This window comes from Cocleimonas sp. KMM 6892 (assembly GCF_035798195.1).
GTDB lineage: Bacteria > Pseudomonadota > Gammaproteobacteria > Thiotrichales > Thiotrichaceae > Cocleimonas > Cocleimonas flava.
The window spans coordinates 928,820-953,905 of sequence record NZ_JAPFBV010000001.1 but is presented as its reverse complement, the minus strand read 5'-3'; the positions used below and the strand labels follow the sequence as shown (position 1 = coordinate 953,905).

23 protein-coding genes are annotated in these 25,086 nt (G+C 40.7%); 7 read left to right on the top strand and 16 right to left on the bottom strand.

Translation table 11 applies throughout. From position 1 onward, the window contains the following. Window positions 1-37 precede the first annotated feature (37 nt). Window positions 38-514: a hypothetical protein gene (locus tag OO007_RS04325; protein WP_325807877.1), complete on the top strand. Its 477-nt coding sequence runs from the start codon at window positions 38-40 to the stop codon at window positions 512-514. A 101-nt stretch (window positions 515-615) separates the two neighbouring features. On the opposite strand, the gene OO007_RS04320 is transcribed toward OO007_RS04325, so the two are convergent. The 3 genes from OO007_RS04320 to aroC form a co-directional block, all read right to left on the bottom strand. Further along, window positions 616-1,203, bottom strand: a complete 588-nt coding sequence (locus tag OO007_RS04320) for a DUF302 domain-containing protein (RefSeq protein ID WP_131904772.1) — start codon at window positions 1,201-1,203, stop codon at window positions 616-618. A 295-nt stretch (window positions 1,204-1,498) separates the two neighbouring features. Beyond that, entirely contained in the window at window positions 1,499-3,511 is a 2,013-nt protein-coding gene (locus OO007_RS04315; protein ID WP_325807876.1) for a sodium-translocating pyrophosphatase, read from the bottom strand. Window positions 3,512-3,777: 266 nt separating this feature from the next. Then, complete coding sequence (gene aroC, locus OO007_RS04310) at window positions 3,778-4,878, bottom strand: chorismate synthase (protein ID WP_325807875.1); 1,101 nt, start codon at window positions 4,876-4,878, stop codon at window positions 3,778-3,780. A gap of 84 nt (window positions 4,879-4,962) precedes the next feature. Between aroC and OO007_RS04305 the strand changes: the two genes are divergently transcribed. Next, complete coding sequence (locus tag OO007_RS04305) at window positions 4,963-6,819, top strand: thioredoxin domain-containing protein (protein ID WP_325807874.1); 1,857 nt, start codon at window positions 4,963-4,965, stop codon at window positions 6,817-6,819. Between the two features lie 51 nt (window positions 6,820-6,870). Here the strand turns inward: OO007_RS04305 and OO007_RS04300 are convergent, their stop codons facing one another. Continuing rightward, window positions 6,871-9,354, bottom strand: a complete 2,484-nt coding sequence (locus OO007_RS04300; protein WP_325807873.1) for an immunoglobulin-like domain-containing protein — start codon at window positions 9,352-9,354, stop codon at window positions 6,871-6,873. Between the two features lie 297 nt (window positions 9,355-9,651). Here OO007_RS04300 and OO007_RS04295 point away from each other — a divergent pair, with 297 nt between their 5' ends. The 5 genes from OO007_RS04295 to OO007_RS04275 all read left to right on the top strand — a co-directional run bounded on the left by OO007_RS04295 (window position 9,652) and on the right by OO007_RS04275 (window position 14,013). After that, window positions 9,652-10,224, top strand: a complete 573-nt coding sequence (locus OO007_RS04295; protein ID WP_131904767.1) for a LemA family protein — start codon at window positions 9,652-9,654, stop codon at window positions 10,222-10,224. 151 nt (window positions 10,225-10,375) lie between these two features. Next, on the top strand, window positions 10,376-11,104 hold the full coding sequence (locus OO007_RS04290) for a hypothetical protein (protein ID WP_325807872.1): 729 nt from the start codon (window positions 10,376-10,378) through the stop codon (window positions 11,102-11,104). Between the two features lie 124 nt (window positions 11,105-11,228). Beyond that, window positions 11,229-12,818 (top strand): glutamate--cysteine ligase, encoded by a 1,590-nt coding sequence (gshA, locus tag OO007_RS04285; RefSeq protein ID WP_325807871.1) that lies wholly within the window; start codon window positions 11,229-11,231, stop codon window positions 12,816-12,818. A 49-nt stretch (window positions 12,819-12,867) separates the two neighbouring features. Then, the gene (gene lepB, locus OO007_RS04280) at window positions 12,868-13,554 is read left to right on the top strand and encodes a signal peptidase I (protein ID WP_131904764.1); all 687 of its coding nucleotides are present in this window, start codon (window positions 12,868-12,870) and stop codon (window positions 13,552-13,554) included. Window positions 13,555-13,752: 198 nt separating this feature from the next. Continuing rightward, complete coding sequence (locus OO007_RS04275; RefSeq protein WP_325807870.1) at window positions 13,753-14,013, top strand: hypothetical protein; 261 nt, start codon at window positions 13,753-13,755, stop codon at window positions 14,011-14,013. Between the two features lie 16 nt (window positions 14,014-14,029). Here OO007_RS04275 and OO007_RS04270 read toward each other — a convergent pair whose 3' ends face one another. The 12 genes from OO007_RS04270 to OO007_RS04215 form a co-directional block, all read right to left on the bottom strand. Beyond that, complete coding sequence (locus OO007_RS04270; protein WP_325807869.1) at window positions 14,030-14,836, bottom strand: inositol monophosphatase family protein; 807 nt, start codon at window positions 14,834-14,836, stop codon at window positions 14,030-14,032. A 46-nt stretch (window positions 14,837-14,882) separates the two neighbouring features. Then, window positions 14,883-15,659, bottom strand: a complete 777-nt coding sequence (locus OO007_RS04265) for a DeoR/GlpR family DNA-binding transcription regulator (RefSeq protein ID WP_325807868.1) — start codon at window positions 15,657-15,659, stop codon at window positions 14,883-14,885. After that, window positions 15,659-17,320, bottom strand: a complete 1,662-nt coding sequence (locus OO007_RS04260) for an ABC transporter permease subunit (RefSeq protein ID WP_325807867.1) — start codon at window positions 17,318-17,320, stop codon at window positions 15,659-15,661. The genes OO007_RS04265 and OO007_RS04260 overlap by 1 nt, the downstream gene beginning before the upstream one ends. Then, complete coding sequence (locus OO007_RS04255) at window positions 17,317-18,345, bottom strand: ABC transporter ATP-binding protein (protein WP_325807866.1); 1,029 nt, start codon at window positions 18,343-18,345, stop codon at window positions 17,317-17,319. The genes OO007_RS04260 and OO007_RS04255 overlap by 4 nt, the downstream gene beginning before the upstream one ends. A gap of 136 nt (window positions 18,346-18,481) precedes the next feature. Then, the gene (locus tag OO007_RS04250) at window positions 18,482-19,489 is read right to left on the bottom strand and encodes an ABC transporter substrate-binding protein (protein ID WP_325807865.1); all 1,008 of its coding nucleotides are present in this window, start codon (window positions 19,487-19,489) and stop codon (window positions 18,482-18,484) included. Between the two features lie 316 nt (window positions 19,490-19,805). Further along, window positions 19,806-20,429: an urease accessory protein UreG gene (gene ureG, locus OO007_RS04245; protein ID WP_131904757.1), complete on the bottom strand. Its 624-nt coding sequence runs from the start codon at window positions 20,427-20,429 to the stop codon at window positions 19,806-19,808. Between the two features lie 45 nt (window positions 20,430-20,474). Next, window positions 20,475-21,176, bottom strand: a complete 702-nt coding sequence (locus tag OO007_RS04240; RefSeq protein WP_325807864.1) for an urease accessory protein UreF — start codon at window positions 21,174-21,176, stop codon at window positions 20,475-20,477. Further along, a complete protein-coding gene (gene ureE / locus OO007_RS04235; RefSeq protein WP_325807863.1) occupies window positions 21,145-21,672 on the bottom strand; it encodes an urease accessory protein UreE in 528 nt (175 codons plus the stop codon). The genes OO007_RS04240 and ureE overlap by 32 nt, the downstream gene beginning before the upstream one ends. A gap of 25 nt (window positions 21,673-21,697) precedes the next feature. Continuing rightward, window positions 21,698-23,401, bottom strand: a complete 1,704-nt coding sequence (ureC, locus tag OO007_RS04230; protein ID WP_325807862.1) for an urease subunit alpha — start codon at window positions 23,399-23,401, stop codon at window positions 21,698-21,700. Window positions 23,402-23,443: 42 nt separating this feature from the next. Then, window positions 23,444-23,749, bottom strand: coding sequence for an urease subunit beta (locus tag OO007_RS04225; protein WP_131904753.1), 306 nt, complete (start codon window positions 23,747-23,749; stop codon window positions 23,444-23,446). Between the two features lie 18 nt (window positions 23,750-23,767). After that, the gene (ureA, locus tag OO007_RS04220; RefSeq protein WP_131904752.1) at window positions 23,768-24,070 is read right to left on the bottom strand and encodes an urease subunit gamma; all 303 of its coding nucleotides are present in this window, start codon (window positions 24,068-24,070) and stop codon (window positions 23,768-23,770) included. A gap of 124 nt (window positions 24,071-24,194) precedes the next feature. Further along, entirely contained in the window at window positions 24,195-25,085 is an 891-nt protein-coding gene (locus tag OO007_RS04215; RefSeq protein WP_325807861.1) for an urease accessory protein UreD, read from the bottom strand. Between the last annotated feature and the right edge of the window lies 1 nt (window position 25,086).

Below are 25,086 nucleotides of genomic sequence, written 5' to 3'. Positions count from 1 at the left end.
ACAGGTTATTTGATAAGCAATAGAATATTGTTAGCCAATGACTCATAAACATACCTTAAATTCTTATAACTCTCAGATAAATATAAGTATTTCAGAACTATTACCGAAAGTGTTCTTATTTCTTAGTGGGCTCAGTTTTGTTGTTTCTTTATTTTTATCTACCTTTTTTACGTCTGATGGAAATGTTATAGGCGCATGGGTTTTTATTTTGGGATGGATAGGCATAGTAGTATTTCAATTTGCCTGGTATGCGAATCCATTAAATATTCTGGCGTTACTTTTGTTTGAAGCCCGCCCTCGACTGGCTATCTTATTGAGTTTACTTGCCCTGGTTATAGCTTCTGAAACATTTACGTTCTCAGAAATACCTACTGGCCTATTTACCGGAAATCATTCTGAAAAGACTTTCATTAAAGAATTTGGATTAGGTTTTTACAGTTGGTATTTATCTCAAATATTATTTTTATTTGCATTATTGAGTAAGTATCTCGCAACGAATAAAGGCAATTCATAACTGCCTTTATTCGTTCATCTGCTTATAAGATCGTTTGACTATTCGTTCGATCACTTTTGGAGCTAAATAGTCACCACTGAATTTATCATTTTTTCTAATGATTAAAAATCACCGGTTGCGCCTGCTTCCATTAATTTTAACATCACGTCTTTAACTTTATTCGCTTCCTGCAAAAGCTCGTCTGGCAATGTTTTTCCTCCATGAATCATTAAATCCATATCGAGTGAATACAACCAGAACTTACCTTCTTTATCTTCAACCATTGCGATACGACAAGGCAAATAAGCTGAAAAGGCATCAGAATACTCAATCATTTTTACTGCGGTAAGCGGATTACAATACTGGTAAATCGTTAACAGTCGTTGCTTCTCGCCTGTTTTAGCTTCAACTTCTTTTGATAGAGGAAGAACTCCTACAGCTTTGATATTGACTTCTGTGGCGACTGAGCTCATTGCTTCAGCAGCATCTTCTGGCGTTACACCCTCATCTAGCTGTCTCTTCCATACTGTGGACTCAGCTGAGTTGCCTGATTTCTTAAGCTTCTGCCACATGTTCATATAAAGGGTTTTAGCTTCGGGTGTGAGTTTGTTTAGCTCATTAATTTCCCCGCCAAACTTACTGTATGCATAGCCACCACCAATCAAAGCGACTAGCCCAATGATTGCTAATATATTTCTTATAAATCCCATTTTAATTCTCCTAGTTTCTACCACCCATTTCCTATAGTGATTAAATATAGGGAAAGGAAATTATAAATTATTATTTGTTATTAGAGGCAAATGCTTAAACATTAGGCACTCACTGTCACTGTTTATCTTAACTTCATTAGACTAACGTTTTAACAATTGGCCAGTCATTTTACATAGCATTATTCTAATAATCTCAGAAGCATTAGATGAGTGATAGTGTAATGAAAATAGCGCCAATGGGTAATATTACCCATTGGATACTAAATGTAGATAAATGAAGCGAAGTAACGAAAAATTAGACCAATAAAGGCGCAATTACCAAAGAAACGATAGCCATGACATTGATCAGGATATTCATTGCGGGACCTGATGTGTCTTTAAACGGGTCGCCAACTGTATCCCCAACTACCACTGCCTTATGAGTTTCAGAACCTTTACCGCCTAAATTTCCTTTCTCCACATGTTTTTTCGCATTGTCCCAAACACCGCCTGCATTGGCCATCGTTAAGGCCAATAATACACAGCAAATTAAAGCACCACCTAACATGCCGCCAAGTGCTTCTGGACCAAGTAAAAACCCTACTACCACGGGAGAAAACACTGCCAAAATCCCGGGAAGAACCATACGTTTCAAGGCGGCTGTCGTTGCAATATCAACACATCGCTCAGTATCCGGCTCTGCCGTGCCTTCCAGTAAACCCGGAATATCACGAAATTGACGTCGAATCTCTTTGATCATATCAAAAGCCGCTTCACCCACCGCATTCATGGTGATCGCGCTAATCAAGAAGGGGAAAATTCCTCCAAGAAACATGCCTGCTAACACCAAAGGATCATTTATCTGTAAGGAAAAGTCTTGCTGATGATGTGAAATGGTTTCAATAAATGCAGAAATAATAGCCAATGCTGCTAGTGCTGCAGCGCCTATAGCGAAACCTTTACCAATGGCTGCTGTAGTATTACCCAATTCATCTAGGGAATCTGTAATCTCACGAGTTTCTTTACCCATACCGCCCATTTCAGCAATACCGCCTGCATTATCTGCAACCGGCCCATAAGCATCAATTGCCATGGTAATACCCACTGTAGCTAACATGCCGACAGCCGATATTGCGACACCATAAAGTCCGGATAAGTTACTAGAGATTAAAATAATCCCACAAATAGTTAACACAGGGATGACCACGGACTGCATCCCTACAGATAATCCGGCAATCATAACCGTTGCAGGCCCCGTTTCACCTGCTTTTGCAACTTTTAGGACAGGTGAACCCGATGTATAGTATTCGGTTACCAAACCAATAATAATTCCTCCGACTGCTCCCACGAGCACAGAACCCCAAACCTTTAAACTGATACCCATCACAGCAATTAATAGTAAAGCGATAAAAATAAAAAGGACTGAAGATCCTATCGTACCCGTCCGCAACGCCACTTCAGGAGATTTATTGGCAGATTGTTTTACGATAAATATTCCGATCATAGAACAAATCAAACCAAATGAAGCGAGCACTAACGGTAAGAACATTAGTTGATCTTGCGATGCGTTCAATTGGGTTAAGGTTGTTGCCCCCATTGTAGAAGCTAAGGCAATGGTTGCGATAATTGAGCCACAATAAGATTCGAATATATCTGATCCCATACCAGCCACATCGCCTACGTTGTCACCAACGTTATCGGCTATTACACCTGGATTTCTTGGATCATCTTCTGGTATTCCTGCTTCTATTTTGCCTACCAAGTCTGCACCTACATCAGCGCTTTTTGTAAATATTCCACCACCGACACGTGAGAACAAAGCAACACTGGAAGCACCCATTCCAAAGCCATGAATAACATGCGCAGTTTCCGGATTACCACCAAAGATTAAATACAGGAAACCAAGCCCCAGCAAGCCCATAGAAGCAACAGTGAGTCCCATGATAGAACCACCAAAGAATGCAACAGTCAGAGCACTACTGACGCCTTCTGTTGAAGCTGCCACCGCTGTCCTTACATTAGCCTGGGTAGCGGTGTACATCCCTATATAACCTGCTAAAGCAGATGTGAAGGCACCAATCAAAAAAGAAAGTGCGGTCTTCCAACCCAAGTCTGAAATTAAAATCAGAAATAAAACAACAGCACAAAAAATACCGAGGATCTTGTACTCTCGTCGCATGAAGACCATAGCACCAAGATGAATTTGCTCAGCTATTCTTGCTATTTTATCTTCGCCACCGGGGTATTTTTTTACTTCTTTATATAAATAAAAAGCCCCACCTAGACCAAACACACCCAAGAACATGGGAAATAACGCGCTTAAACTCATTTTGCCTCCTATTTTCAGCAATGACACACAGTGAAATAACAAAAATTAATAGATGGATAAGTTATATCTTAGTTTGAAAAGTGCTTTTTTGCTGATTACAAACACATAAATTCCTTAAAAATAAGAAATTCACTGCTGTACTGAATAGGAAATGAGTTGGAACAATAAGAGATACCCTCCCTACTTTGAGGGACTTATTATAAAAAGCCCCTCAAAGTAGGGGGGTGTATTTTGAATTAATTAGAGTCTTAGGTAACGATAAAACTCTATTTATTTGAAGCAGGAATATCCGCGAAGTCTGTCTTAACGTCTAAGTTTTGTGCGCGATGTCTTAACACGTGATCCATCAATGTCATTGCAAGTTGCGCTTCACAAATTGGTGTTGCACGAATACCTACGCAAGGATCATGGCGCCCTTTCGTGACGACTTCGATTGGCTCACCTTTAATATTTACACTTTTACCTGGCAAACGAATACTCGATGTCGGTTTAAACGCAGTATGAACGACAATATCCTGTCCAGAAGAAATACCGCCTAAGGTTCCACCGGCACTGTTACCATCAAAGCCATCGATCATGATTTCATCGCGATGCTCTGTGCCTTTTTGAGTGATTGAATCAAAACCGGCACCTATTTCTACGCCTTTAGAGGCGTTAATGCTCATCATAGAATGAGCGATTTCAGCATCTAAACGATCAAAAATGGGTTCGCCTAATCCTGGTGGAACGCCAGTAGCAACTGTCGTTATTTTGGCACCTATAGATTCGCCTTCTTTACGAAGCGCATCCATATAGGCTTCCATTTCAGGAACTTTGCTAGCATCCGGCGAGAAAAATGGATTATTAGGTATTTCATTCCAGTCTACAGATTCTATTTTGATAGGGCCTAACTGAGACAGATAACCTTTAATTTCGATACCGTATCTTTCTCTCAAATATTTTTTAGCGATTCCGCCTGCTGCCACTCGCATTGCAGTTTCACGCGCCGATGATCGACCACCACCACGATAATCGCGTAAGCCATACTTTTTATAGTAGGTGTAATCAGCATGACCAGGACGAAACTGATCCATGATATTAGAATAATCTTTAGAGCGTTGATCGGTATTGTTGATCAATAATGCAATCGGTACCCCCGTGGTTTTACCCTCAAAGACACCAGATAAAATTTGCACTTCATCCGATTCACGGCGCTGTGTTGTGTGACGACTAGTGCCCGGTTTGCGACGATCTAAATCATCTTGCAAGTCGGCTTCTGAAAGCTCCATTCCTGGAGGGCATCCGTCAACGATACAGCCGATCGCTGGGCCATGACTCTCACCAAATGAGGTCACTGTAAATAATTTTCCGTAAGTATTTCCTGACATGCTTGCGATTATATCCGATATTTTTTGATGTGTTTCTACATATTATACGTTTGTAAGGGGCTTGGTGGCTATATATATCAGACAATGCAACTAGAAACGCGTGCTGTACGTAATGATATGATCGAGTTTACTTTTTATGATTTCAAGGACGAAAACATGAAGCAGTTGCTAACACTACTACTTATTATTTCTGCATTTACTACGAGTGCGAATCAATTAAAAAACCACTCCTCCCCTTATCTAGCCCTTCATGGAAACGATCCCGTTAACTGGATGGAATGGGGTAAGCCTGCCTTGGATAAAGCAAAAAAGGAAAACAAGCTATTGCTTGTATCCGTTGGATATTTTGCCTGTCACTGGTGCCATGTGATGCAACGCGAAAGTTATTCAGATAAAGGTATTGCCTTAAAACTCAATAAAAACTATATCTCGGTAAAAGTTGATCGCGAATTAAATCCTGTTCTGGATAAGCGCTTAATCGAATTTGTTCAAGTCACTAATGGGACGGCTGGTTGGCCACTTAATGTATTCATTACACCAGATGGTTACCCTCTCGTTGGAGCAACTTATCTTCCAAGAAATCATTTCTCTAATGTGCTTAATCAATTGGATAAAAAATGGAAAACAGAACAGCCTGCTCTTTCCAAAAAAGCCAAAGAAATGAGCCAGACTTTAGTGTCAATGCTAGAAAAGCAAGAGAGAACTGTTAGCGGAGATATTTCACAATTGGCAGATAAATACGTTGATGAAGCTATGGAATACGCTGACACATTGCAAGGGGGCTTTGGACAAGACAGAAAGTTTCCTCAAATACCTCAACTATGGGCTTTGCTAAAACTGAATAAAAAACAAAAAGATAAAGAAGCAGACGAGTTTTTAAATTTAACACTTCAAAAGATGTCACAGCTAGGTCTTCATGATGAAGTAGCAGGTGGCTTTTACCGTTACACAATTGATCCAGATTGGGAAACACCACATTTTGAAAAGATGCTCTATACCAATGCATTAATGACTCTACTGTATTTTGATGCGGCAGATTATTATCAAAATTCTAACTACAGAGATATTGCACTAGAGACGTTGTATTTTTTACAAAACGAGATGCGAGGTGAAAAAAATGCCTATATAGCAAGTCTTTCAGCAGTAGATTCAAAAAATGAAGAAGGAGGTTATTACTTATGGCAGCAAGAAGAACTGAAGAAAATATTAACGCCCGAAGAGCTATTAGTAACGACTCATTTCTGGGGTCTAAATCGAGCAGCAGAACTACCAGCAGGCAACTTACCCAGACAAAAAATGAGTGTTAATGAATTAGCCAGCAAACTTGGCCTCAGTTATAGCGAAACCTCTAAAAAGCTCAAGAACCTTAAGTTTAAACTAAAACAACACCGAAATAAAACCAGAGAAATTCCACGTGATATAAAACTACTGTCAGGAATGAATGGGCTAACACTGGCTGCATTTGCCCGAGGATCTCAATATGACACCTCAATAAAGAGTAGTGGAAAAGATTTATCCGAATTTCTTATCAGTTTATGGGATGGTAAAGAGCTTCGTCGTTCTGCCGCGAATAACATGACAGGAACTTTCTATGATTATGCCGCTGTCTCTTGGGGTTTAATGAAATGGGGAATGGCTAATAAGGATGATGAAGCTAAAAAAATAGGACTAGAGATAGCAAACGTAGCTTGGGAAAAGTTTTACATTAATAATTTATGGATTGAAGATCCAGATAGTCTTTTACCTGAAGGGACCAACCAAGCACATCTACCTGATAGTGCCATTATTTCTGCAGAAGCACTGTTATTGGAGGCGAGCCTCCTAAGTAAGAATAAAGAGTTAGACAAAAAAATTAAACACACTCTAAAAATGGTCACTCGATCATTAGAAGTTGATATTTTTTCTTACGCATCTTTATTAGCATTAGCACATTTGAATTAAAAAAAAAGCCCTCAAATAGAGGGCTTTAATATTAACATGTAAGAACAATATCTATGGCGTTACAGTTACCGTTCTAGTGCTAGTAGTAGCATTGCCTGCAGCATCCACCGCTCTATATATAATCGTATGAGAACCAAGTATGCTTGTATCTACTGGTAACCCAGAGATTGCAGTTGCAGTGACAGCACCATCAACATCATCAACCGCTGTGGCACCAGCATCTGTATAAGTACCGTTTTGCGCTACAGTCTCAGGGTTAACACCTGTAATGTAGATAACAGGCCCCGTTGTATCTGTAGAAACTACAGGCTCTGGAACTATCGCCGCATCATCTCTGTAGAAGAAAATCTTCTCAACACCATTAATTGTTAAATTAATGTAGTACCCATTATTATCAACAGCGGTGTTATTATCTATTAGTCTGAATGAGTTATTTGGACCAGTTTCGATAGTCACAACACTAGAATTTAGACTGTAAGTACTTGCATCAAGGATTTCTCCATCTCCGCTAATTGAGTACCAAACGTCGTTTTCTAATTCGCTAACCTCTGCGCCAGTTATTGGGTTTACTACAACTAATGTGAGATTTCCTGAAGGTAATGGTGGAGCAATTCCATCTGGATCATCAGTACAACCACCCCATGTACCATAAGGGCTATTTAAATTCGGTGGTGTCGTATCACTACTATTTACATCCGCAGCAAGTACAGGAAGTCTAAAGTCTGTGTATTCAATAAACTCAGTTCCATCAACTGTTACTGTCGCTTCGATTCTTTGTTCAGACCACCAGGCAGTATTCTTTGCATAAATTACTTCAACAACTATTTTACCGTTTTCATCAGTAACACCAGATCCAGTGACTGCTGCATCATGAGTTGGCTCAAGTGTTCCATTAAAGTTTATATCTTCACCACTATCTAAATTACCATCATTGTCAAAGTCTTCTGATACACAACTCGCTGTTACACCTTGAATAATAACAGTGTTAGTTGGATCATAAACAGATGCGCCACTCCATCCATCACCCGTATCCCACAAGCTTCCCTTGTAATAAGATTTAGGAACGATTTTGAATGATACATCCTGTCCTACAACAGGATTACCAGCACTATCTGTCACGATAACGCCAAACTGTTTATTATAGAAAATATCTTCTGCTTCCAGTAAATGGTCATCTCCTAACACTATACGAAGCGCATTACCACCAACAGTCAGTTTAATCTCATCTTCCGCAACAGCTGGGTAACCTTGAATAAAGGTTTTAATAACAACCCCGTCTTTTGCACTTGACGAGTTTCCTGCCGTATAAGATACCGATGCACGTCCAAGAGAATCGGTAATTGCAGTTGAACCACTCAATACACCATCAACGGTATCGGTTAAGCGGAAATCGATTATCTTATTTTTTACAGGATTATCATTAGTATCGCGTATTTTAGCTGTAATGGTACTAGTTCCATTAGGAGATACCAATGTTGGATCTGCTTGTGTATTCAAATAAGCAGGTGTTGTTGCAACAAACTCCCTGTTTAATGTTGTAGATAAACCATCAGCTGTAGTAGCAGTAATTACGGTTTGACCAGCAGTAGACGATGAAATTGAAAATTTAGCTTTACCATCTGCATCTGTAACTGCGGTTTGACTAGTGATATCACCACGTGTAGCACTTAACGTTATTGTTTTGCCTGATTGAGCAACACCATTTTTTGTCCAGATAAAATCAATGGAAGCATTTGTGTTTATATTTATTTCTTCAGATGAAGCTGACGATAATGAAAATTCATCACTCGATACTTCAATATTTTTTTCAAAGCTAGCACCCAGTACATTAGCCGTTATAGTATCTGTTCCACTTGCGTCACCAGTAACAGTAAATGCAATTTCACCGGCTGAATCAGTTTCGAAATTACTATCCGTTTTAATCGTATTACCTGCTAATGAAGTAAGTTCGACTGCTTCATACGCTATAGCTTTGTTGGAACTATCTTTCAACTTCAGTACAAAGGGATTATCTTTATTCAGAGTAATTGCCTGAGGTCCGTCGATCGTTACCTCTGTACCAATTACCTCTACAGTAATCGATTTTGATGTATTACCAGATGATACCGTTACAGTTAATGTCTGGTTCGTTGCAGAACCTGGTGTTAATGTCGCTGTTTGAATCGAACCAGCTGTTACGACCGTCGTTTCTGTATCATCGGTTGCATCAACAGAGTCAGTCGTAGTGGTTACTGTTGCATTTTTAATAATGGTTGCATCTTTATCAACGGCGAAAGTAATGTCCGCGTCATCTATTGCAGTATTATTAGAATCTTTTGCGATAGCTGTAATCGTAATCGGAGAAGAACCATCTGATGCAAGTTGTCTAGAACTGACACTCAACTCAATAGAATCTGCAATTACTACTGCAGAATCATCTCCTGATGAACTAGTGTCGCCATCCCCAAACGATGAGCCTCCGCCACCACAAGCAGTAAGAGCGATTGCTAATGCAATAGGCGATACAATTTTTACGAATTTAACTGACTTTGACATGAGAAGGACCCTTTTTATAATTCTTGTTGTTAGTTATTTTATTGTTGTAGCAGGTGTTTTCTTATTTTTATTACGATTAGTTTAGTTTTTATACCGTAATTCTGTCAAGAAACACCACCTATATTCAGACTAGTGGTATTACCTTGTATAAGTAAGTTTCTTAATAAACAATTACACCCCCCTACTTATAGACACTTTTTTAGAAGCTTTTCTTAAATAGCCACTTATCTAAAAAAACATCGCCTTTTTATGTTTCTGCTAATATTGCTTTAATACTAAAAATAAAAGGTAAATGTTATGAGTCTCGGTCTTATTATATTTCTTGGTTTATTTGCAGCTCCTTTGTTTTGGGGTGTCGCTATCTTTAATCAACTGGTTACGCTTAAAAATAATACGAAGAAATCCTGGAGTAATATCGACGTATTGCTCAAACAACGTAATAGTGAGTTACCAAAACTCATAGATACATGTAAGCAACACATGAAATACGAACAGGAAACCTTAGAGAAAGTTATCAAGGCACGTAACCTGGTCGAGTCTGCGATGCAGTCTAAGAATATTCCTCAACTTGGTCCTGCTGAAATGAAACTAGAAGCCAGCCTAAACGGATTATTTGCAGTTGCGGAAGATTATCCTGAATTAAAAGCGAGCGATGCGTTTTTACGTTTACAAACGCGTATCAGTACGCTTGAAGAAAGCATCTCAGACCGCCGTGAGTTTTATAACGATACTGCTGCATTAAGCAATACAAGAATTCAACAATTTCCAGATAACATTGTGGCTAACATGTTTAGCTTCAAAGAATTTGATTTACTTGAGTTCCACATGAGCGAGTTGCAAGATGTAGACATCGCTGCAAACTTTATTTAACTCTTATTCACATTTAAATTAAAGTTTAGAAAGAATGATTTCCCGCTTTAAAGGACGGCTGTTCGTACTAATTAGCTCGTTCATTTATCCATTAGTGTTTTTAAGTTTATTGCTTTTTGACGAAACTCAACGATACGAAAAAGCAGTGCTAATGACTGCTTTTTCAGTAATGAGCCTGATTTTTTCTCTGCTTTTATACAGACGCATTCGTCTAATAGAAGACACCTCGCAAACCGTTTTGAATTCAGCTGCACAAGGTTATGTAGAGCTTGAAGGTAAAGCCTCTTTATATGATGGAGAGGTAGTCAGAGGACCTCATCCAGAACTCCCTCCCATGCTATGGTTTAGAAACTATTCCATAGATAGCTGGGCGGGTTTTATCTTAGGAGATGAAAAGGGCAGGTGTACAGTTAATCCTCGCGGTGCTGAAATCATTACCCCGCTATATACTTACAACCACCACACGTACAATGCAATTTATCCCGGTGAAAAAATATACGTTCTTGGCCAATTGCATACCTTAAAAAAGCAACGCAACGATTTTGAAATTAACAATTTGATGCTATCCAAACTTGCAGAGTGGAAACGCAATCACTTTAGTTTCCTAGAGTATTTTGATAAAAACAAAGACGGTAAAATCGACGATGGTGAATTAGAAACTGCCAAGCAGGCAGCCAGTAGAATGGTAGATTTAGCACTAGAAGAAACCTATCAGAATCCCGCCACTCATGTGGTTTCTAATCCAGAGGATGGACGTCCCTACATTATAAGTAGCATCCACCCCGATGAACTTGTTGTTCGTTATAAACGTGCATTGGTTTTTCACTTATGTACATGGGTGATTTTGTCTATATATGTATTAGCCATGCAAGTTTATTAAACATAATTGTTATTGTTGTACTAATATCAACATCCATTATCTACATCCAAATCTAATAACAGTTCGTTAAAACCTGTTAACATCCTGCTATTAAAAACACTCACATGAATCATAAGGAATTGGTTTGTACCAAACACTGAATCAGCGCTTAGAAAAGATCGAATCAACTGGCGCAACTAAATTACTCAAAAAATCCCTGACAGGATTAGAAAAAGAGAGCCTTCGTGTTAATCCTGAGGGAACCATCTCGACGACTCCTCATCCTGAAGTGCTTGGCTCTGCTTTAACCAACCCGTGGATCACGACAGATTACGGCGAAGCGATGTTAGAGCTGATCACGCCACCATGTGATAGGGCTTACAAGTCACTCGACTTTCTATTAAATATAGAAATATTTGTTTATCAGCATTTGTCTGATAACGAATTACTCTGGACCAGCAGTATGCCTTGCGTGATTCGGGGCGAGCAAGATATCGATATTGCCCAATATGGCTCAAGTAACGCCGGTAAAATGAAGTCTATTTACCGTCAGGGCCTGGCTGAACGCTACGGTAAAATTATGCAGGTAATTGCCGGCATTCACTTCAATTATTCAGTGGCAGTAGATTTCTGGCCTGCATTTCAAGAAATTGAAGGTGCTTCGGAGCAAGAACCGCAAGCATTTATCAATGAAAGATATATGGGGATGACGCGAAACATTCAGCGTTACGGATGGATCATTCCCTATTTATTTGGTGCCTCACCAGCAATCTGTAAATCATTCCTTGCGGGTCAACCCAAACCAGAATCCATGATCGAATTTAATGGAAACACTTATTATGAAAAATGGGGTACTTCATTAAGAATGGGTGATGTTGGTTACACCAACAGCAAAGAAGACAAAAGTGGCATCAAAGCTAATTACAACTCGCTCGAAAATTACATTGCCAGTCTTCGTTGTGCAATCAATACACCTTTTGAGGATTACGAAAAAATTGGCCTCAAAGATGGGGATAAGTATTTACAGTTAAATACCAATATCCTGCAAATCGAAAACGAATATTACAGCAGTGTTCGTCCTAAAAGAGTACTCAAGGGATTTGAAAAACCTACCGATGCGCTTGAAAGCAGAGGTATTCAATACGTAGAACTTCGTTCTGTTGATATCAATGTATTCAAACCCGCCGGACTGACACATACCCAGCTCTATTTCCTAGAAATTTTTATGCTGTTTTGCCTATTGCAGGAAAGTCCTGAAATCTGTACCAAAGAAGCTGAAGAAATTGACAGCAATCAACATACTGTTGCACATCAAGGTCGCAAACCAGGATTAACCTTAAGTAATAAAGGTGAAGAAATCACACTGAAAGAGTGGGCAACGCAATTACTCGATGAAATGTCTGGTGTTGCCAACTTACTCAATAGTACACATGATGAGTCTTGTTACGCCAAAGCAATATCAGAACAAATGGAGCTGGTTAAAGATCCCAGCTTAACGCCTTCAGCCAAAGTACTTGATGAAGTACTGAATCGGGATGGAAGCTATTATCACTTTGCAAAACGTCAATCGGAAGAGCATCGTGACTATTTTATTAAAAGACAGTTAACGCCTGAAACACAGTCTGAAATTGAACTAATGGCAGAAAAATCAATCAAAGAGCAGAAGAAATTAGAATCGCAAGATACCTTGGATTTTGATACATTCTTACAGAAATACTTTGCCAATGAACTCTAGTTCGCAGCTTTCTTACATTACACCCATAAATTAATACTAAACACATACTATGAATAAACTATTTTCCATTATTAGAAACAACAAAGGTTTCATATTTTTTATCATATTTCTGTTTGTATTCAGAGGTGCGGTTGCTGATTGGCATCCAGTACCAACGGGCTCCATGAAGCCAACAATCTTAGAAGGTGATGTCGTTTGGGAAAATAAACTGGCTTACGATTTACAGATCCCATTCACGGATATTTCCCTAATGAGAACTGGCGAACCGAAGCGCGGTGAAATTATTGTATTTACCTCAGCGGCAGCAGACAAACGCATGATAAAACGTTTAATGGGATTACCAGGCGATACCATTGAAGTTCGAAATAACCAACTTTTCATTAATGATGAAGCTGCTCAATACACTAATTTAAGAGACGAAAAACTAGAGCCACAACGAGATATCGATAAAGAAGAAGGTGTTTATGCGCTTGAGTCACTCAGTGATTTAGAGCCTCATGTAGTTCAGGTAAAACCTACCGAATACAACCCTCTTAAGAATTTCGAAAAAATTACCATCCCTGAAGATCATTATTTCTTTATGGGCGACAATCGTGACAATAGTGCTGATTCACGTTATTACGGATTTGTTCCACGTTCTGAACTTCGAGGACATGCAACGCGCATACTTCTATCACTAAACACTAAAGACAGCTACAAACCACGTTTTGAGCGCTTTTTGGAAATGCTTAAATAGAAAAGGCACCCCCCCTACTTTGGGGCACTTTTTTTAATTCAACGTTGGTTATTATCAACGACAGAAGGCGATTTACTGACTAACTGTCATGCAATCGCTGACCAGCAAACAATCAAGATTGACTTCAAATCAGGATAATTAACACTAATTATCACACTGGTTTGAAATATGCTTCATGCTAAGATTTTATTATGTCTAATGATTGGCACTTTCCCACAACTTGTATTTGCGGGGGCGTCAAACACAAGCAAAATTGGAATCAGTGTGGTTGTCAAAGAGCCAACGAAATGCGATTTTCATATAAGCACTGATGGGAATGCTGCCCTCTACAATGAATCATCTTCAAACTGCGTAATTCAAGCAGATAATTTAAAAAAGCATTTAAACAATATAAATTATCAGCAACACATTGAATCCAGTACTAATGAATTTGCCAGAATCGTTATGGTTGTTCAGTGATCACCGTTTTAGACTATTAATTAAATTTTAATATATCGAGCAAATCTATCAGTGCTTTATGCAGTTCGGGAGTTGCGGCTGAAACAACATCTCCTTTTGAATTCATATCCAGTTTTTTCCCTTTCCAATCAGTCACAATACCTCCCGCAGCTTCTATAACCGCAGACAAAGAAAAATAATCATAAGGCTTTAGATCGTAATCGATAACAGCATCAATTTGCCCCTGAGCAAGTAATGCGTGCGGGTAGCAATCATAAGAAAATCGCCTGACCTTTCCGACTTTCAATAAACGTGAGAGCTTTTCCGGATGACCAGCAACCAGCTTTTCTCCTTCGTTAATATAAAGCACGCACTCGTCGAGACTTGTTTGATTCGAAACTTTTATGGGTTTGCCATTACAAGTAGCAGGTAAACCAACAGCCCCACTGTATATTTCATTTAACATCGGCATAGAAATAACACCTGCAACTGGTACACCAGATTTCACATAGGCGAGCAAAAATCCAAACAGAGGGTTACCTGAAACGAAAGAGCGCGTTCCATCGATTGGATCGATAACCCATAAGTTATCATCAATCTCGCCCTTTATTCCGCTTTCTTCGCCCAGTATTCCATCGTCTGGATACTTTAAACTGATTGCGTTTTTAATTTCATTTTCAATGAGCTGATCAATGACAGTAACCGGGCTTTCATCTTCTTTGAAATCGACCTTGGTTGGCTGTCGAAAATACTGGCGAGCCAAGACTGCTGCTTCCTCAGCCCATATCTCACAATCACTTAAAACTTGTGTGTAGTCGTAATCATCTGAACTTGTCATAATCATAGTCTCACTCCAATTTTTTGAATTAAGCATTTAGAAAATACTTAATTTAATCTTTATTCGATTTTTCAGAAATTATCTCAACACCGGTTTTTTCAAACGGTTTTAACTGCTCCGGTTTTACCTTGTTATCTGTTATCAAATAATTAATCTCATTCGTTTCAGCGAAGCGCACGCGGTTAGTTTCACCAATCTTGGAATGGTCGCTTAAAATCACGCTTTTACTGGCTTTAGATATCATGGCTTTAGCGACTTCGGCCTCTTTTAAGGCATAAGAAAAAACACCTTTATCGGCATCGATGGCTACTGGCGAAATAAAAGCCAAGTTAACATTAAAGCGTTGGATTTCAGACAAAGTCAGTTCGCCATAAGTTGCCGGTACATCTGATGTCAACTGTCCACCCAACAGAATAAGATCAATATCAGCGCCACTAGCCTTGATCGTTTGCGCAATATCGATTGAATTTGTAACAACCATGATTCCTGCAAGTTTTGCCAGATAATGCCCAAAAGCAGAGGTCGTAGTACCCGCATCCACCATGATTGATTCACCGGGCTTAATGAGTGAAACCGCTTTGCGTGCTATATCCTGTTTTGCTCGAGTTTGAACATTTTTACGTTTTTCAAACGGGGCTTCATCACCTTTGTTTGCTAATACAGCGCCACCATGCACCCGGTCAATTAAGCCGCTATTCTCAAGCTCAAGCAGATCTCGTCGAACTGTCTCCCGGGAAACGGATAAAAACTCTGCAAGATCATTCGCACTTACTAATTGATTGTTACTCAGCAGCGAAAGGATGCGTTGATGTCGTTCTTTAGGCCACATTATGCTGCCACGACTTTATTTTTTGATTGCATCGATAATATTAATTTCATAATACCCAGAGAAAGACAAACAACCGCCATGACACAGGTAGAAAAAGCCGCTGCTTGAGAGGTTAACCCTGCATCATCGAGTCGCATTATTGTTACAGCAGCCACATCAAGCTGCGGAGTTGTTAGAAAGATAACTGCAGATAAAGTCACCATAGAACGCATAAAGAGAAAGAAAAAAACTGACACTAACATGGGAGCAATAAAAGGGACAATGACGCTTATTGCGGTTCTTCCCAAACCCGCACCTAAAGTACTCGATGCTTCTTCAAGTGCTGCAGGGAACTGACGAAAACCTGTCATCACCGTTAAAAAAGCTTGCGTATGATAGTGATAAAAATTAATTGCAGCAATCAATATGGCCGTTCCATACAAAACATGAAGCGGTGTTGACGTAGAATTGAAAGTTAGAATATAAGCAAGACCTAACACTATTCCAGGAACTGCTGCTGGCATTGCCGCTAACACTTGAAGTGCCTGAGATAATTTCTGTGGCAAACGAAGTAATCCAAAAGCCAGAATGAAAATTAAAAATGTGCCACCGATTGCTGCTCCTAATGAAATTGCAATCGTTATCCACAATGAGGAGTATCCTCCCGCCAACGTTATATCAAAATGTTTAAACGTAAAATCAAAATTGTAAGGCCAAAGTTTTACAAAACTCGCATAAACCACAATACCAATCACCGCAAGTATAGCCCCGATGATTAAGTAGCATGCAACCGCCATCGGGATATCTCTATAAGGCATGAATTTGGGAACGAAGGCCTGGATATTACTACTTGTTTTGCCTTGCTGGCGCTGCATTGCTTTACGTTCAATATAATAGGAAATGACCGTAGGCAACAGCAACATAATACCCACGACAGCGCCCATATTGAAATTTCGTAATCCTATGACTTGTGTATATATCTCAGTTGCAAGCACTGAATAATCTCCACCTATAACTGCCGCATTACCAAAATCTGTGATCGTTATGATGAATACGACAAAAGCAGCGTTGAGCACAGCATAGTAAATAGCAGGCAGTGTGAGATCTCGGAACTGTCGTAATGGTTTTGCTCCCATAATCTCTGCCGCTTCATATAAACGTTGATCCAGTAACACTAACGAAGCGCTAATAATCATAACGACCTGAGGAAGCGCATATAAGGTATTTGCAATGGTTAAGCCCCAGAACCCATAGATGTCTAACTCAAGGCCAAAAAAGCGATTAATCACACCATTACGACCCAACAGAAATATCAATCCAAGCGCTTGAACCAGCGAGGGTGCGAGTAACGGCAAGATAATGACCGCGCGTATTATCCACTTACCTTTAAATGAACATCGATGTAGCCCTAGCGCAATGATAAACCCAAAAAGAACACTAAATACCATGGTCGTCAAACCCATTAACATCGAGTGTCGAGTGGCACGCCAGAAACCTGTTGATGAAAGTGTTTCTATATAATTTTGTAAGCCCAATCCACCGTCAGGCAAAGTGATTGAACGAATAAAAACAATGTACATCGGATAAAGAAAAAATAGTGCCAACGCTACCAGCGGAATAACCACACAGGTTATTGTTAACAGTTTATCTCCATCAAAACCTCTACTGGACACTGCTTTCATGAGGCCGTCTCTACAACATCATTGAGAACCCAGTTACAATCAGCGGGATTTATCTGCAGCGATACATTTTGATTTTCTTCGAGATCTATTGCGCCGTGTACTTCTACAATCAAATCACCCAGCGTACTTTCTAGTTTGATCTTACTTAAGTTACCTAGAAAACCGATGGATTTGACTAGCGCATCGCCATTTAAGTTAGGTTCAATCTTGATTGCTTCTGGGCGAATACAGGCATCATAAAGCTCATCATCGCCTTCGGGTCGCATACCGAGTAATTCCGGCATAAAACTTCTAATAACTTCAGTCTTGATGAGGTTACTTGTTCCCATGAAATCAGCAACAAATCGTGTTGCTGGTTTTTGATACAGTTCTTTAGGTGTTCCCGCCTGCACTACTGCACCTTGATTCATACAAATGATTTTGTCGGCCAGCGCTAGTGCTTCCTCTTGATCGTGAGTCACCATTAACGTGGGAATTCCTAATGCACGTTGCAATTGTAAAATTTCATCGCGCAAATCTCCGCGTACTTTTGCGTCCAGTGCTGAAAGTGGCTCATCGAGTAAAAGAACTCGTGGATCAACGGCAATCGCTCGCGCCAGTGCAACACGTTGTTGCTGACCGCCTGAAAGCTGACCAGGAAATTTGTCTGCAATCTGTGGCAATTTTATCAAATCTAATAATTCAGTAACTCGTGTATTTATTTGATTAACAGGAGTGTCCCTGATTTTTAATCCATAACCGATATTTTCGGCAATCGTCATATTAGGAAATAAAGAATAGGACTGAAAAACGATGCCAAATCCGCGTTTGCGTGCAGGAAGTCCAGACAAAGACTCACCCTCTAATGTCACTTCACCACTATCGATATCAGTTAAACCAGCGATGAGTCGTAACAAGGTGGTTTTACCACACCCGCTTGGCCCTAGAAGGCAGACGAATTCACCCTGTTCAATGGATATAGATACATCATCTAAAGCGGTGAATGACCCATAGAGTTTGGTTGCGTTGCGCACAGTTAAATACATGAATGATTCATTCCATGAAATATTGTCACTTACGTGATTTACATGAATACCATACTAAACATCATTAATATGATACGAATAGAAATAGCCTACGAACAGATAGCTAAAAGAAGCATCTATTCGCAGGCTCTTTAGATTAGCGTGCGAACTTTTCTCGCCATTCCGCTTTGATTGCAGTCTGTCGACCAGCTGACTCAACAAAATTAACCGGTGCAAGAATGGTGCTTAAATCAGCAGGAAGACCAGATGCTTTTGCAGCTTCTGACTGTGTGACACCTGGCATAGTGATTAATGCTTTATACTGGCCAAACATAGTGATTGCGCTTTCTGACATGCTCCAATCTAGAAAACGTTTTGCGTCTTTTTTGTTATCGCTACTCGCTAAAAGCCCTGATGCTTCTAGTTCATAACCAACGCCGCCTTTAGGAAATACCATTGCTAGCGGATAGCCGTCTTCGATTGATTTCATGGCTGTAAAGGCTAACGAAATACCGACGGTATATTCACCCGTTCTTGCAGCTTTACAAGGCTTTGAACCAGATGACGTATATTGCGCCATGTTTGGATCAACCGCTTCAAGTTGCGCCCAACCTTTTTCCAGACCTAGTGACTGCAAAACTGCATTCACGTGTAAATAGCCAGTACCTGATGAATTAGGATCAGGCATCAGCACTTCACCTTTAAATTTAGGGTCAGCCAGATCTGCCCAGCTTTCTGGCATTTTTAAGCCTTTCTTTTCAAGGCGTTCTTTATTTACACAGAACGCTCCCATATACCCCATTTGAGCAAACCATTTGCTGTCAGCATCACGAAACTCCGGAGCGAGTTTTTCGACACCGGCAACTTTAACGGGTTCGAGTAATTTTAAAACTTGTGGATCCATCATGGCTGTCACAGCCCAACCCCAGATCACGTCAGCTTGTGGATTATCAGCTTCAGCGAGTAAGCGTGCCCCCAGTTTACCGGTAGATAAGCGCAGTACGTTTATATCTACATCTGGCATCGCTTTCTTGGCAGCTTTCATATAAACCGCAATTTCTTCTTCCTCGAGCGCACTATACACCGTAAGAGATTCAGATAAGGCAGCGGTTGAAGCACTAAATAAGACCATCGAAGCAGTAAGTTTAAGCAGAATGTTTTTCATATCTTTTCCCTATTTCCATTGTTGAGGTGCATGTAAGCCAGTGAAATTCGCAGATTTCAAACTAAACTCGTTTATCTCCTCCAATATGACCCAATCAAGAGAGACTCATTGTTGGATGATTGGGTAATTATGTGCTTTTGTGTTATTTTGTGTATTTAATACATATTATTGGATTTTCAAAATAATTACAAGGGCTTTAAAAACAAGGAATACCATTAAGAATTAACGAGATATAGGGATAGCTAACACCATAGCCACCCCCCTACTTATAGGCCGTTTTTTTTATTATCAGATCTAAGTAGTTATCAAAAGAACATCAGTCACTAACAGGCTTTAACATCCCTTTATCAACAATAAAGTCGATAACTGCCTCAACATTTTCACCATCTTTCAAGTTGGTAAAAAGATAAGGTTTATCGCCACGCATACGTTTGGTGTCTTGATCCATGACTTCCAGAGAAGCACCCACCATCGGCGCTAAATCGGTTTTATTGATAATTAATAGATCAGACTTGGTTATGCCAGGACCACCTTTTCGAGGAATTTTATCGCCAGCAGCAACATCAATCACATAGATTGTTAGATCAGACAATTCAGGGCTGAATGTGGCACTCAGGTTATCTCCACCGCTTTCGATAATCACAAAATCAAGATCTGGGAAACGATCACACATGGTATCCACAGCAGACAAATTGATCGATGCATCCTCACGAATCGCGGTATGTGGACAACCACCTGTTTCAACGCCCATGATACGATCGGCATCAAGCGCATTATGGCGCAGTAAAAACTCTGCATCTTCTTTGGTGTAAATATCATTAGTGACGACGGCAAGGTCGTAATCGTCCTGCATTCTTTTGCATAGTTGACGCAGTAATGCTGTTTTTCCTGACCCTACTGGGCCGCCAACACCGACGCGTAATACTTGATCATTGCTCATTTAAACTCTTCCTTATTTATTCATTCTTTCAAGAAAATTTATGACTCAAGATCTGAACAATCTTGAATACTGTGTTTCATGCTGCGCACTAAGAATTGCCATCATCGGTAACGATGCGCCAATATCATCATCTTCAATCAATGTGCTCTGCTCAACGATATTAGGGATTTTAGGCAGCAAATCAGAAAGCACTTTCTGTCCATCTGTTTGACCAAGTGGCACTAGTTTAATCGCTGCAGCGATCTGATTATCCAACCACGACCAGACAAAACCATTGGCCGCCTGTTGGATATCTATGTTCCATTTGTTCGCCGCCAGGGTGAATAATGTGATGAAACAAAGATCATTTCTTTTATGCAGTGCTTTGGCTTCGGTAACATCCAGATCTTTTAGCAATCTTGCTAGTGCAAGTCCCAAGTGATGATCCTCACTGCGCAATTCATTTGTTTCTCTTTGCGCACGCAGTATTTGATTCCACTCCATCACAGCATTCAAATCATCATTTTGCCAAGCATGGTATAGACGAAAAAAAATCGGCAGATCGACATGTTTCAGACTCAACTCAAGCGAATCTGTTAACCACACGCGAAGTGCTTTACTGTCTTTAATGATCCCTGAATCAATCGCTGATTCCAGGCCTTGCGAGTATGCAAATGCACCTACAGGAAGCGTTGGACTGCTGAGTTGTAAAAGCTTAAGCAGGCTTAGATGTGAATCAGTCATGAGAATGACTGTGGTTATGGTCATGATCGTGGCTTTGATCATGCTTATGGCTATGATCATGCGCGTGATCATCCGCATGATGGTGATGCCCGCCGCCACTGTATGCACCAGATTCTGGTTCGAAAGGTGCCTGCTCAGTGGTTACTTCCAATCCTAAACCTCTGACCATTTCGTCTAAAACATGATCATGCTGATAGCGCAATTCGGTCGCATCAATTTGCAGTGGAATGTGTCGATTTCCGAGGTGATAGCACGCCTTTGCTAATAACAATGGATCATCACAATGCACGGTAGATACTGTTTCTGCCGCCGCTTTAATTTCCACTACCGTTTCACCATCGGTGCTGATGATTAAATCTCCATCTTGAAAACTGGTGCCCTTGGCAAAAAACAAACCACCATCGCGACCATCATCCAGAGTGACTTTCAGTCTGCTTTTTTCTCGCTGATCTTTTCCCAGCGTTAAGGTCGTTTCTGCAGTAGCGGCTGTTTTATCTATCTTTTTTTCGAATTTAATCATTTACTTTTTATACTCAAACGAGTCATTAAAACAAGAAGTAACGCTGCGCAAGCGGCAACACATCAGCTGGCTCGCAAGTTAATAAATTACCATCGGCACGTACTTCATAGGTTTGTGAATCGACTTCTATTTTTGGCATATAGCTGTTGTGGATCATGTCGGTTTTCTTCACCGTACGGCAGCCTTTGGTCTCACCAATCAAACTCTTTAAATTGAGCTGATCGGTTATACCTGCATCGATGCTCGCTTTAGAAAGGAAGGTCATTCTTGTGGCTAAACGCGCTCCACCATAGGCACCAAACATGGGACGATAATGCACAGGCTGAGGTGTTGGAATAGACGCATTCGGATCACCCATCGGCGCTGATGCAATCATTCCGCCTTTGATTATCATGCTGGGTTTAGTGGCAAAAAAAGCAGGTTTCCACAAAACGATATCGGCAAGTTTGCCGACTTCAATCGAGCCTATTTCGTGGGACATTCCATGAGAAAGTGCAGGGTTAATCGTATATTTAGCGATATAGCGCTTAATACGATTATTGTCATTTTGTGCGGGATCACCGTCGAGACTTCCGCGTTGTACTTTCATTTTATGTGCAGTTTGCCATGTGCGGCTTATAACTTCTCCGACGCGTCCCATCGCTTGCGAATCAGACGCAATCATTGAAAACGCACCCAAGTCATGCAATATATCTTCAGCGGCAATCGTTTCTCTGCGAATTCGTGATTCTGCAAATGCCACGTCTTCAGCGATGCTTGGATCAAGGTGATGACAAACCATCAGCATATCAAGATGTTCATCAACCGTGTTTATGGTGTAAGGACGCGTTGGATTTGTTGATGATGGTAAAACATTTAGTTCACCACATGCTTTGATGATATCAGGGGCGTGACCTCCGCCTGCACCTTCCGTATGAAACGTATGAATGGTGCGTTCTTTAAAAGCGGCAATCGTGTCTTCAACAAATCCAGATTCATTGAGCGTATCGGTGTGTATCGCCACTTGTATATCGTGACGTTCTGCAACAGATAAACAGGTATCGATTGAAGCAGATGTTGTTCCCCAATCTTCATGCAGTTTTAGACCCATCACACCAGCTTCAACTTGCTCATCCAATGCTTCTGGCAAACTCGCATTCCCTTTACCCATGAACCCTAAGTTCATCGGGAATTCTTCCGCAGCTTCTAACATGCGGTGTATATTCCATGGGCCTGGGGTACACGTAGTGGCGTTGGTTCCGGTCGCTGGTCCTGTTCCTCCACCCAGCATCGTTGTAACGCCAGACGTTAGTGCTTCTTCAATTTGTTGCGGACAAATGAAATGGATATGTGCATCGATGCCACCCGCAGTGATTATTGAACCTTCTCCTGCGATCGCTTCTGTTCCCGGACCTACAATAATATCAACATTCGGCTGTACATCAGGATTACCGGCTTTGCCGATTCCTGAGATTCGTCCGTTCTTGATACCTATATCTGCTTTTATTATTCCCCAATGATCTACTATCAGGGCATTGGTTATTACTGTATCGGCAACTTCTGCCGATACACGCTGGCTTTGACCCATGCCGTCGCGGATAACTTTTCCGCCACCAAATTTCACTTCATCACCATAGGTTGTGAGATCTTTTTCGACCTCCAGCCAGAGTTCTGTATCACCTAAACGTAAACGATCACCCGTCGTAGGTCCGTACATTTCTGCGTAGGCTTGTCGGCTTATCTTACTCATTAGAGTCCTCAACTGTATTTAGTCGTCCACTGTTTTTAATCATCAAAGCGCTCCCATAACTTCGGCATTGAAACCATAAATCTTGCGGTCACCCGCATATTCAACAAGCGTTACCGAACGTGTTTGCCCAGGCTCAAAACGAACTGCTGTACCTGCAGCAATATCCAGTCTAAAACCTCTGGTTTTTTCACGGTCAAAGAGCAATGCATGGTTTGTTTCGTAAAAGTGATAATGCGAGCCCACTTGAATAGGACGATCTCCACTATTAGCAACTTCTACCGTTACCGAATTTCTACCGACATTTAATTCAATGTCACCAGCAGCTACGATCATTTCTCCGGGAATCATTCTAAAGCTCCTCTAGTCCTATACGATTGGGTTATGCACGGTCACCAGCTTGGTGCCGTCAGGAAAAGTCGCTTCTACCTGCACGTCATGAATCATTTCTGGAATCCCTTCCATGACATCATCACGCGTAAGAAGCGTTTGCCCAAAACTCATTAATTCAGCAACCGTTCTGCCATCACGAGCGCCTTCCATAATGGCAGCGCTGATAAAAGCAATCGCTTCTGGGTAGTTGAGTTTTACGCCACGATCTTTGCGTCTTTCTGCAAGTAAAGCCGCGGTAAAAATAAGCAGTTTGTCTTTTTCTCTGGGGGTTAAATCCATTCTAAATCCACCTTTTTAATCTGTAACTGGGACAGGTGTTTAATTTTAGAATTAAAGTCACCCCCCCACTTTGAGCACTTTTTCTTAATGTTGAAGTAACACTATTGATAAATAGGAAAAGCATTTATGTAGCCCATATCCTTGGATGGCAGGCATCTCTTCCCATCACTTCAGGTCGAAGAGCCATCCAGATTAATTTAAGTATTGTCGAAATTTGTTCTGCATATTGCCCAAGGCAACGCGCTACTAAAATATCATCGAGCAATGTAATGCCGACTTGTTGATCGCCACCGATGTCCGTTATTGCCTCACGTGCTTTTTCGAGTAATAGAGGCGTAACATGCGTCGCAATAAAAGTACCGAAACAAGGATACCCGGCCAAACTGGCGGGGCTTTGTAATGCGTCATTGTTAATAATTTTTAAGCGATCGAGTAACAACGGTTCTCCATTTCTGGTGATTTCAAGTTTGGTGTCAACCTTACCGTTATTGAACAGTTCTTTTGACGCAGGTCTTCCGTAGCAATTAATTTCCCACCCCATGAAACGCGCTGATTCTTCTAGTTCTATTCGTGTGGTTAATTGCGTGTGGGTTCCATCAAAAAATATATTTTCCTGAGGAAACCACTCCAGTGATGAGTCATTCAAAACAGTGAGTATTTGAATCTGTTTTGCCAATTTTCCTGTATTACGATAAAACTTGGTTGCACCCGGTGTGGTTATTAATGCATTAGCCTGTTTAGCTGCTTCTACATTGATATGCAGCTCATCTCCACCAACAACACCACCCGGTGGATGCAATAGGTACAAGTGGCAAACATCACCTTCCGGGTAGAAAGGGCGTTGTACCGTTAAAGGTCCGCATTGCGTTCGACTGGCTAATACAGATTTACCAGAGCGTTTCTCAAACCCTAGAGTCAAATGCGCCTTCCAGCCCTGTGAATCCGTCTGTATTGTCTGGGGCTTAATTGAGGGCGCCTTTGATGATTGTTCTGTTAATGGCTGAATTGCAGGCACT